The sequence below is a fragment of the Brucella pseudogrignonensis genome (assembly GCF_002252525.1).
Lineage (GTDB): Bacteria > Pseudomonadota > Alphaproteobacteria > Rhizobiales > Rhizobiaceae > Brucella > Brucella pseudogrignonensis.
This window is the reverse complement of record NZ_NNRM01000042.1, coordinates 65,733-76,210: the sequence shown is the minus strand read 5'-3', so window position 1 is coordinate 76,210 and position 10,478 is coordinate 65,733. Positions and strand designations below refer to the sequence as shown.

The window sequence follows — 10,478 nt, the reverse complement described above, 5'->3', positions numbered from 1 at the left end:
GGTGTACCGTGGGTGTTGTCACGTTAAGTTTCTCTGGCCGGAAAGGCCAGGGGCTCGTAGATATTCAGGCGAAACAGGCCGCAATTTTCCATGCATCGAAAGCTTCGAGGCGATGGTAGCGAATTGTGTGTGCGGCTCGGCGACGAGATGGAACAGAGAAACAATTGCGGGTCGCTGAGTGCATGGAGACGAACCGTTGCAACGCTCCAGGTGACCGATGACCTTGCATGGTTCGCTCCCGTTTCCTAAACGGCAGATGGCTATTTTCGGCCCGATTATTGAGGCCCTTGTGCGACCAATGGTCAAGGCCGGGTGCCACTTCTGCCTTTGCTGCACCGTAGGAGCGGAGCTTATCGGTGATGATCCGTTTGGGAGCAAAGCCATAGCGCTTCATTAACGCCACAAGCAATCGCTTTGCCGCCCTTTTATCACGCCGCTTCTGCAAGATTTCTTCGAGAACGGAGCCATGTTGATCCACCGCACGCCAAAGCCAGAATTTTTCTCCAGCGCATTTGACGACCACTTCGTCCAAATACCAAATATCGCCGGGGCGCGCCTGACGCCGCCGCAAGTTGCGTGTGATCTGGGGGCCGAACTTGGCGATCCAACGACGAACTGTCTCGTATGATACGTCGATTCCACGCTCAAGCAGCATTTCCTCAACTTCACGCAGACTAAGGTTGAACCGCAGATAAAGCCACACCGCATGAGCAATAATCTGTGGCGGAAAACGGTGACGCTTGAAGATGATATCTGATGTCTGCATCGCCAAAATTTACGCCCAAACCGTCAGGCAGGCAACTGTAGCCCAGTTAACGTGACAACACCCCAACGATCTATTGGTTTGAACGTTAGAGTTTCTGATGCAAGATAATATAGTTCAGTAAACACTTTGTACGCGATATAAGACAGGTTTATTCTCGACATTGTGTTTCTTGAAGAACCTCCATAGAATCTGGATGATTCAGATTATCAGCGGTTAGCGTGACAGTTCCCCTCGGAGGGGTCTGTTGCAAACTTGTGTCACTTCCACTTCCTAGACCAGTTTCTCAATTCGGCCTTTGCCTTGTCAGGCCATTCCTTGACAACTGGGAATACCTTGATCTTCTGCCCGTCAAGTTTGTACGCGGCATAGACCTTTTTGTCTGAGTAAGACAAATATAAAATCGCTTCCTCGAATGTGCAGCTATGTGGCGTGCAGGATTGTCCGAAGTAATCGCCACGGGAATATTCGCCGCTCCCCATTCCCGTCAAGATCGTCTGATACTTATGAAAGTCGCTTCCAAGCAGCTGTTTGATTTGTGCGCTGATCTCCACGTTGTCAAAGACATCCCACGGATAGCTAATTGTCTGCTCTCTTAGCGCATTCCAACCACTGTTATCGCTTGCCTTAAATGCTACCGATCCCGCCTTTTTAAGGCCTTCGTTAGCCGTCCATTGCCATTTGTCCTGACCTTTTCCAGGAAGGTTCGGAGTAGAAAATATGATCTTGTCTTTCTCGATATCGTGCGACATCGTTGCGCAAGAATCTATGGGGCCATCCAGTTTCGCTTTCCCGTCAATGGGAAGGCTAATCACAAAAGGGCTGCCATCGCAGGCATTACCGCCGCCTGAGCTTGATCCGATGATAATCGGAACGCCCGACACAGTCGTCAACTCTTCGAAGAGAATGATCGCATTACGGTGCATTTCGCGACCGTCGACTTTCAGGATTTTCTCGTAGTCCTGCTCTGCGAGCGTGATTTCGTGGCCATATATTTTGCCTATATCGATTGCATCCGCATAAGAGCCGCCTGCCAACAATCCGCTAACAACTAATCCGATAAAATCCTTCATTTTTCCCCGCTTTTGCCCAGCTAGTGACGGGTATTTCTGCATTAAACAGAAACGATAGGCAACTCTGACAGCCTCGTCGTATATCTTGGCGACCGCATCGTTGCTTTCGCTTCAAAATCCCGTTTGAAGCCTTCCGAACCAAGCAGTAATGTTCTTCATGCCCCAACGGTCGTTGACAGCATCCAGCGCTGTCATCAAGCGTGCATCTCTCGGCCGCTCGACTTCGAACAGCATCTGGGGAGGGTTGTCGGCCGAAATCAGGTCATCGAGCATGACACCCGCCTTCGTGTATGCATATCCGTTGCCAGACGGATCGCCTTTCCAACCTTTACGCGTGCAAAAAAGTGCCGCCTGCACGAGATCGAATGTATTATTGCTCATCGGCTTCAAATGCACTGTTCTCGATACCGAGTGGCGCGGAGCGGTTTGCGAAAACAGGCTGGTGTGAAAGAAGACCGTCACCTGTCCCGCTACGAGACCATGTTGCCTGAGCTTCTCAGCAGCGCGCGTTGCATGCGCTGTCACTGCCTGTGCCACGGCGTCAAGTGAGATCATCGACGATCCAGACGATCTCGTGACGGCCATGCCTTTTCGCTGTGGAATCACTTCTTCCAGTTCCAGACAGCGAACGCCCTGTAATTCGGCAACAAGACGTTCCAGAACTACGGTGCCAATCTTACGAGCCTGGGTGTCGAGTTCTGCCGTCATTTGACCCATTTTTGCGTCTTACTGTGACCCACGGGAATACATTCAGGGTCTTTAAATAGCCGCAAATTCCTCACGATGGACTGGGTCACCGCGAGACACAAAAGTGGTTTAATTCGTCGCGCAAATCAACACTCTGGTGATGATAACTTGGGCATGACCTTTCCGCCTTCACGTAAAGAGGGGCTGGGCCGCGCAAGTTATTCAATTTCCTAACCGGGATCACCGATATCCGGTGTCGCCATCCTCAAGTACGCAACAGCCCATGTGCCACGTTTTTTAACGGGGTCAAATGCCTCCAATAAGACATCGGCAACTCCCCTCTGATCAGCAATATAGCACAGTCTGTTTCTACCGCGCACAGGCGGACCAAGGCCCGTGATCGTTTTTTAGAATTTCATTCGCTTTCTTCAAAAGGTCATGCTCAAGCTGCAGTTTCTGTATATCGTGCTGCAGTGTTGCGAGCTGTCGCTCCAATTCTTTTCGCTCTGGCACAGGCGGTGAGTTATTCTTGCGCTTCATGATTGCGGGAGCCTCCGGACCAAGTAACTGGTTTTTCCAGTTATACAGTGTCGGTCTGCATACGCCGAGCTTTTCGGCCAACGCCTGCGCGCTTTCTTGCCGATTATAAAGCCCCACGACGCCAATCTTCTTCAATGTCTCCGGATATCGTGGAGGAGCAGCCCTACCAACTGTAGATTTTTGAGCTTCAGGGAACGCCTCCCGAACCCAAGCGGTCAACATTGCACGACCGGGATAGCCCAAAGCACGCATCGTTGCAGAAGCACAACGACCATGCGTGCGGTAATGCTCAACAGCCGCTTCCTTTTGAGCCTGTGTGAACTTAGGCGCTCGGGGCGTAAACCCTAAACGCAGATTGAGCCGACACTCGTATTCTCGACACCAACCCTTCAAAGCATTCTTGCTTGGATAACCCAATTGGCGAATAGTCGCCTTCGAACGCTTGCCCAGCTTGATATAAAGCGCAACAGCGCGCATCCGGTCTTCGTAGGAATACATGAACTACCTCCCTGATAGTCCAAGTTTTCGTCCGCACCCCCACTGGGTCAGTTCTTAGCGGCAATCAACACATAAGGGTGAGTGGCTTTGTTCGTTTAGACCCGGCGCGCAAGGCAGGTTAGGCGAAGCCGTAGATGGTAAACCCGCCGCTCCTCCGCCCTTCAAACTCTGTCGAGCGGTATCAGGACGGTTCAAGGGCCGCCCCACAGTCCCGGCCCTCGAAACTTCCACCCCACCCCAAATTCCCCGAAACGAGATTGCGTTTGTTGTGCAGGGCAAGACTAGTGCTGAGCAGCCAGTTTCACTATCATGTGCTTGTACCACCAATACGCCATACCAGGCCAGCCTATCCGGATTAGGGCAACGCAGGGCATGATCATGTTCCAATATAAGCGGCGTAGCCTTTTCCGCCCATCACTGCTCGCCAACAAAGAACGACTGATACTTGGAGCAACCTGATAATAATACGCGATTTCCGCCGCTCCAAAGGGCTGATGCCGAAGCCATTTATCGCGGAGCCCCCGCAAGGTTTGCAATTCAAAGCAATCGTCAGGACGACCTTGCACTGCACAACAAGCCGTTGTTAGAAAGCAATGATCGAATTCATCGACTGGTTCTCGTTCATAGGTTCCGCAGGACACATCGCGCTCCAAACTTGAATTCAGTTCCGCCAGTGCTTTGGTGTAGATTTTTTCGAATTCTTCAGTCGCCAGAGTTTCCCGCATGAAAGCGATCTTCAGGGCATTCTGGCGTATCACGCCAGTTTCTATAATCACCGGGGACTGCTTTCGCAGAAAATAGGAAATCTGGTTGCCGATGGTATGATTGTCTATATTGAAAGAGGCATCCAAAAAGAATTCGGAAACGGGCGCATCTATTTTGCTGTATGCGTACGGCCCCCGCGCTCCCGGAGAAAACCATCCTTCCATGCGCACTGATTGTCCGTTAGCTGCTGTTATCTGAAAATAGATCCGGTCTGTTTTGCGATAGCTGAGCCGCGTGTTCACAACGTCGTTGTCTTTATCCTTTCCCGCCCAGTAATTGATATCGGGTTTACCGGATCGGAGGGTAACGACCGCTCTGTCGGTGTAGGCTAAAGCTGAAACGTCGATTTTTCCGCCTGTTATTTTGCTTCCAACAGTGTGGAGTTCAATGGAAAATCCCAGCTCTGGTTCGTGCACAATGCGGTCGGAACGCGAAACCTTGCCATAGTCAAAAGTATACACAATTTCGAGGGTTTCTGTCTCTGCTTCACTCGAAACGCCACGTTTGCGCATCGGGATAACTTGTACATGCCACTTTCCGCTCTGCTCTTCGACGCTGCATGTGAAGCTGGCCAGGGCAAACTCAGGAAAGAATGATGTAGCTGCCGCCGCAGGAACGGCAGACAGGACGGTGCGTCTGGTCAACGTCTGCGATATCTTTTCCGTCTTTTTCATTGGGGGGAGCTTTCTCGTGTTTGAAGTTCCTGGACGGTGCGCAGGGAAGGAATATTGAAAACAAGCCTCTGCTCCCCCTTCGCAGCCAGTAAAGTCTCGCCGGTCGAGGACATTTCGATGGAATAGGTGCCTCTATCGGACCAGGTGGCGATGGTCTTCATTCGCTCAAAATCCATCACCGCAAGTGACGTGGCACTGGCTTCGAATTTGGCGTTTAACGCTACATAGGGGCGGTTCGGATGAAATTCGAGTTGCAAGGGAATCATCGGAGAGTGAGCTTTCCGTGGCCCGGACCAGTCACGTGTATTCCACACACTCATCTGATGACGATTGTCGAAAACTAGAATGTAACGGCTGTCGCGGCTTGCGCCGATCGTATGCGGCCAGTTTACCCCATCCAGACGGCGAAGCTCGGCAAGCGTTTGCGGATTCCGCACAACGATTTCACGCATCTGGTGCTGGCCGCTTGCGATCGCGTTTCCGTCAGGAAGCCATGCGAGAGGGCCCCCGATCCGAACCGGACCCATCCGCGTCACAGCCGCGAACTTGCGCGATTTGATATCGTAGAGTTTGAGAAAGCCGTCCGCTGTAGAAAATGCGACAGCGTTTCCATCTGGTCGCCAGACCAGATCTATGATCTCCTGAGATTCATGAATTTGCGCGATGACGTATCCAGACGCGGCATCGTAAATGTATGCGGCTTCTGTTGTCTGGCCAGTCGCTTCGCGATAGCTGGAAATGGTAGCTATGTAGTGTCCATCAGGTGAAAATCGGTGGTTCCGCCCGCGGTAGAGGTTGTGCTGTTTGACGCCGGCTCGCACATCCCAGGTTTGGGGTGGCTCCTGACCAAAAACAGCGCGATAAGCATCAGGCGCGAAAGCATTTCCTTTTAGCGCAGAAGGAAGTGAGGAGGCGCGTTCGCTACCTGTCGCCAGAGGCCGGATTTCCACGCGCCTATTTGAACTCCGGCTTTTGCGTTTCTCGTTGGAAGCGATTGGAAAACGGATACCAAAGCCATTGACCTGCACGCGCCAAGGTTCAATACTATGTTTGTCGATGAGGTAACGTTGCACCCCTCGTGCGCGACGGAGAGACAGGTCATCGTTAACTGCCACGCTTCCGGTGGCATCCGTGTGGCCTTCTATTGACAGTGCTGCGTCTACCCTTCGCACCGACTTCAATACCTCGGCTACCTTATCCAGAACGATTGATGCTTCTGGCAAAAGGACATCGGAATCAAAGGCGAATGTAACGTTCACTTGCTTGTCGCGACCAAATACCAATTGCCATTCCGAAATGAGGGCATCTGGAATTAAAGGCTCATACGGTTTCTTTTGCAGAACCAGTGCATTTTCGATCAGTGACGATTTCCATGAAAGCCATTCCGAAGGAGCGTTGCCTGTAGACTGTATTTCATCGAGATAAACTTTGGCATCAGCAAATTGCTGGGCGGCAATCCTGTTTTCGGTCGTCGCCTTCAGCAGATGTTGGCGCCGTGCAACCGACCATGGAAGCGACAATTTTTCTCGATAGAACCCGTAAGCGTGATCAAAATTTCCGTATGATTGATGAACCGTTCCAAACGATATGATCGAAGATAGGCGGGCCTCTTCGTGCGGGGCGAGCGCCAGCGCATCGAGTGCGAGCGCCGCCGCTTTATCTGGCTGCGGCAGGAAGTTATAGTTCAGCCACGCAAGAGTGTTTTTCAGGAAATAATTGTCCGGCAGAACACTCCGCGCGTCCTCCAGGAATGACTGTGCTCCATCAAAATCGTAGAGTGTCATAGCCAGAAATATTTCCTCAGCAACTTCCGCTGTCGGATGGATGGCAAAGCCTGCCTTGAGATAGTCCACGGCATAGCGGTTTGAGCCGAGTTGGTCACGCAACATTCGCCCTACAAAGAAATAGGCCGAAGCTTCCCCAGCTGGGTGTATCAAGGGCGACATGGGCTCGGATACATAGGCCAAGCGTTCGGCTTTCGGCATGGTGTCGTCAGAGAGTTTGTCGCGCCGCAAGATGGCGAGTTTCTCATACACCTCGAAGGGTGCATCCTTGCTGATTGCATTCTGGTAGGACTTTTCCGCTTCTGCATATCGTCCATCGGCCTCCGCGTCGAGACCTCGTACGAAATCGAAAGCGTATTCTTCTTCGCCGACCTCTTGTTCCCAACGATTGAGAAAGTCCATCGCAGCTTTTTTGTCTGCAACCTTCTCTTTGCGCAGGAAGAACCCATTGCGGACAAGGTCGACATCAAAGGGTGCCGTGGTTAGGGCTTGGTCATAAAGATCACGCGCCGCCTCCGGTCGCGAGGCTCGCTCATGCGCGACGGCGAGGTTGATGTACGCAACAGTCAGTTCAGGATCGGCTATAATGGCGGCTTCGTAAAGCCGGATTTGCTCATCTGCTCGCCCGTCTACACCCGCGATCCACGCGGCAGAAAACAGTCCCTCTGCGGTTTCGGAATGAGCGTCAGCCAAATGACTCCGAATGATGGCCCGCTCCGCCGCGCTGGGTGTTTTCAGACTGCGTTGCATAAGATCGATTGGATTCTGACTGGAGTAGGAGGGATGCTCTATCGCGGGTGACTGCGACACGCCGCATAGCAGGAAGATAAAGCAGAAAAGATAGCGAAGTGACATCATGGCTCCCTGGCAAGAAATTCAGATATGGATACAGAACGTTTCGTTGTCATCCGAATGCCCGTGATGCCCGTATTCCCCCTGGATTTTCTCTCTCTGATGAATATCGGCAGCATTCTTTTGAAATTCACTTCGAAGGAATTTCCCTCCGTGAGAGAAAATCGTTTCCATGCAAATTGTAAGATGAGAAGAACAGTAGTGCTGAGGTGGACAAATCGCTTGAACCTCTGCGGAGTTTCCTGCAACCTGTTCCGGGATTGGGATAAACATGTTGAATATGTTCTGTTGAAGTGCCGGAATCTCCATGAGACAGGACGAGACAGAATTGCAGGCGGGATATTGGATGCTGTCGAAGTCGGAAGAGCAGATCAATGAACTGATCGCCGCGATCTATGCGGCGTTGCTCGGGGAGCAGGATTGGCAGAGTTTTTTGGACAGAATGAACAATGTGACGCCAGGCGCACTTTCGACCCTGTTCTTTCATGACTTCAGAGCCAATACCGGAGCCGTGGCATATGTATCCGGTACGGAGGGCCGAGAGCGTGCCCTCAATGATTACGAAGGTCATTACAGCAACCTCAATCCCTGGATGAGACGTGTCGCGGCTACCCCTGTTGGAAGAGGCATTATCGGCGAAGAGATCATCTCTCGTGATGAGTTTAACCGCAGCGAATATTACTGCGACTATATTCGCCCGAACGGACTCGAAACGGGAGTAGGTCTGACCCTTTACAAGGACCAGAACTGCTATTTTCTGTTGAGTACGCTGACAGATGACACGGATATTGATCGCAATCTCGACCGTGCCAACATGCTGACCCGGATTGCCCCACATTTGCAGCGGGTGTTTCGCTATTACCGTTCTGGCGAGTTCCATAGGGCTGCAATAGATTTCGGCAAGGGGATCGACATGGCGAGCGGACTGGCTTTCATGTTGATCAACGAAGACCTCAATGTGATCAAGGCCTCCGCTGTCGCCGAACTGGCGCTCTCCTCCGGCAAAGTAGCTGGGCTTGATCCACTGGGGCGCATCAGGTTCGTCAACCCGGATATTCAATCGGCCTTGCGCTCTTTGCTGGTTCGCCAGCAGGGCATCCGCGAAACGAAAGTTTTTAACGAACCTGGTTCGGGTGTTCGGTTCATCAGAATTGGCGGCAGTCCTGCAGTAGAATTCTTTGCAGGCCCGATGGTGGCGGTGTTGATGGGCGAAGGATCGGCGGTTGGTCGTGTTTCCGGACTTACGCAGATCGCTGCCAGTTACCGACTGTCCCCGGCGGAAACGAGGGTCTTTGTTGGCGTTGTGAATGGGCTGAGCCTGTCTGACATTGCCGGTCAGTCCAACGTTACGAGGGAAACTGTACGATCCCAGCTCAAATCGATTTTCAGCAAGACCGGGGCTTCCAGCCAGATGGATCTCGTGCGTCTTGGTGCAGGTAAAACCCCGTCGATATGAAGGCTCGTGTCCCTGTGGACGAAACGCTCGGGTTAAACGGTTTTTGTCCATCAGTCGTAAGCCGGATTTCGATGCCAACGTCCTGAACGGTCAGATGTGAATGCGCGGCCACTGCTGTTGTATCGCAGTCGTGGCACCTCACAGCCTCTTGACGTCATGATGTAGCCGAGTGGACATGAACCATAACGAACATGGATATCATTATTTGTCTCAGCGATATTAGTGCTGGCCTGCACAAGTGCTCCGTTCAATGTCCGACCGATCACGTCGCAGCCAGTCAAAACCATTGCAATAAATACGGTCGTGGAGATGAACAGCCGCCGCATTGCTACCACTCCCCTACGATCCTCATTTCTTCAAAATTTTTGCTCAGCCGTTTGTCGATTTGGAGCTTGAATTTATCGTAAGTCTCCATCGTATTGTCGTAAGACTTGTTCACGGCTTCCTCTAGCTCACGCCCCAAGAAGATTTGAGGCATGATCGAACAAGCTTCGTCGAAGCGATGATTGATATTGTCGCGATATTTTTCTCGCTCTGCATTCAGACATGCTCGTTCTTGTTTAAGCGTCAGCCCATAATCGACGCAAACATTGAACCAGGGGCTCACTGGGTATCGCTGTTTGATATATTGGTACATGTCATAGCCCATTTGGCTAGCCAGCATGCGTTTCCTGAGATCGAAAGCTTTCGTACCCTCTATATTCTTGAGCTCGGAAATGTATTTTTCGATGCATTCACCATGATTGGTGAGATCAGAATCGCCTTCAAGGTCGCCACATTTATAGACCGGAACCTTGAGCAGCTTATCTTCAGTTGCAGAGTTTTTTTTAGGTGGCTCGTTCTTAGGGACTGCACTCTGGACAGCATAAGGCGTATCTGTTGGCTTAGCTGAGACTGCGGTTTTGTTGACGATGTCGGTGATTGTGCTCCGATCGCCGCCGCCGCCTTCACCGAGCGCCACATATATTTGCGCAATCGCCTTTGCAGAGCCTTTCATGATCATCGTGTGCTGGAATGAGCCTGCATCGACAATGACGTGGTCGGCTCCCTGAAGATGGATGATGAAAGTACGAGGCAAAGTGAGCTGTATAATCCGTGCACTTGCCGTGGACGGCATGACATTCTCGATCTCTGGGGGCAGACTGCCAAACGGCTGCGGTTCCACATCAAGGGTCTCAATGCGATGCGGTCTGTTGCGAGTCTTATCCTCGTCGTAGACAGCGCGAAGCGTTATGCCGCCAGGCAATGGCAGATCATAGCCGGAAACAAGTAGAAGCCGCCATTGTCTGGATTTCGTGTCGAATGTCAGGGACCCAAACAGATCACTCGACCGATAGCGAGCGCCTGGCATCTGCTGATTGGATGTCTTGTCAAAAAAAGTCCAGC

Annotated in this window: 8 protein-coding genes and 1 pseudogene; 1 reads left to right on the top strand and 8 read right to left on the bottom strand. The window is 51.8% G+C overall.

Going from position 1 to position 10,478, the window contains the following annotated elements; translation table 11 throughout:
• Positions 1-64 precede the first annotated feature (64 nt).
• The 7 genes and pseudogenes from CEV34_RS19555 to CEV34_RS19530 form a co-directional block, all read right to left on the bottom strand.
• Complete coding sequence (locus tag CEV34_RS19555; protein ID WP_055661736.1) at positions 65-766, bottom strand: IS6 family transposase; 702 nt, start codon at positions 764-766, stop codon at positions 65-67.
• Between the two features lie 257 nt (positions 767-1,023).
• A complete protein-coding gene (locus tag CEV34_RS19550; RefSeq protein WP_094544314.1) occupies positions 1,024-1,836 on the bottom strand; it encodes a hypothetical protein in 813 nt (270 codons plus the stop codon).
• A gap of 41 nt (positions 1,837-1,877) precedes the next feature.
• Positions 1,878-1,982 (bottom strand): DUF4113 domain-containing protein, encoded by a 105-nt coding sequence (locus CEV34_RS27770; RefSeq protein WP_210199583.1) that lies wholly within the window; start codon positions 1,980-1,982, stop codon positions 1,878-1,880.
• Positions 1,948-2,553 (bottom strand): DinB/UmuC family translesion DNA polymerase, encoded by a 606-nt coding sequence (locus tag CEV34_RS19545; RefSeq protein ID WP_210199582.1) that lies wholly within the window; start codon positions 2,551-2,553, stop codon positions 1,948-1,950. The genes CEV34_RS27770 and CEV34_RS19545 overlap by 35 nt, the downstream gene beginning before the upstream one ends.
• A 363-nt stretch (positions 2,554-2,916) precedes the next feature.
• A pseudogene (locus tag CEV34_RS19540) lies at positions 2,917-3,561 on the bottom strand (IS3 family transposase); the annotation flags it as partial.
• Between the two features lie 281 nt (positions 3,562-3,842).
• A complete protein-coding gene (locus tag CEV34_RS19535; protein ID WP_094544310.1) occupies positions 3,843-5,000 on the bottom strand; it encodes a CFI-box-CTERM domain-containing protein in 1,158 nt (385 codons plus the stop codon).
• Entirely contained in the window at positions 4,997-7,642 is a 2,646-nt protein-coding gene (locus CEV34_RS19530) for an OmpA family protein (RefSeq protein ID WP_094544309.1), read from the bottom strand. The genes CEV34_RS19535 and CEV34_RS19530 overlap by 4 nt, the downstream gene beginning before the upstream one ends.
• 301 nt (positions 7,643-7,943) lie before the next feature.
• Between CEV34_RS19530 and CEV34_RS19520 the strand changes: the two genes are divergently transcribed.
• Complete coding sequence (locus CEV34_RS19520) at positions 7,944-9,092, top strand: helix-turn-helix transcriptional regulator (protein WP_094544307.1); 1,149 nt, start codon at positions 7,944-7,946, stop codon at positions 9,090-9,092.
• A gap of 328 nt (positions 9,093-9,420) precedes the next feature.
• On the opposite strand, the gene CEV34_RS19510 is transcribed toward CEV34_RS19520, so the two are convergent.
• A complete protein-coding gene (locus CEV34_RS19510; RefSeq protein ID WP_143853449.1) occupies positions 9,421-10,209 on the bottom strand; it encodes a hypothetical protein in 789 nt (262 codons plus the stop codon).
• Positions 10,210-10,478: the final 269 nt, after the last annotated feature.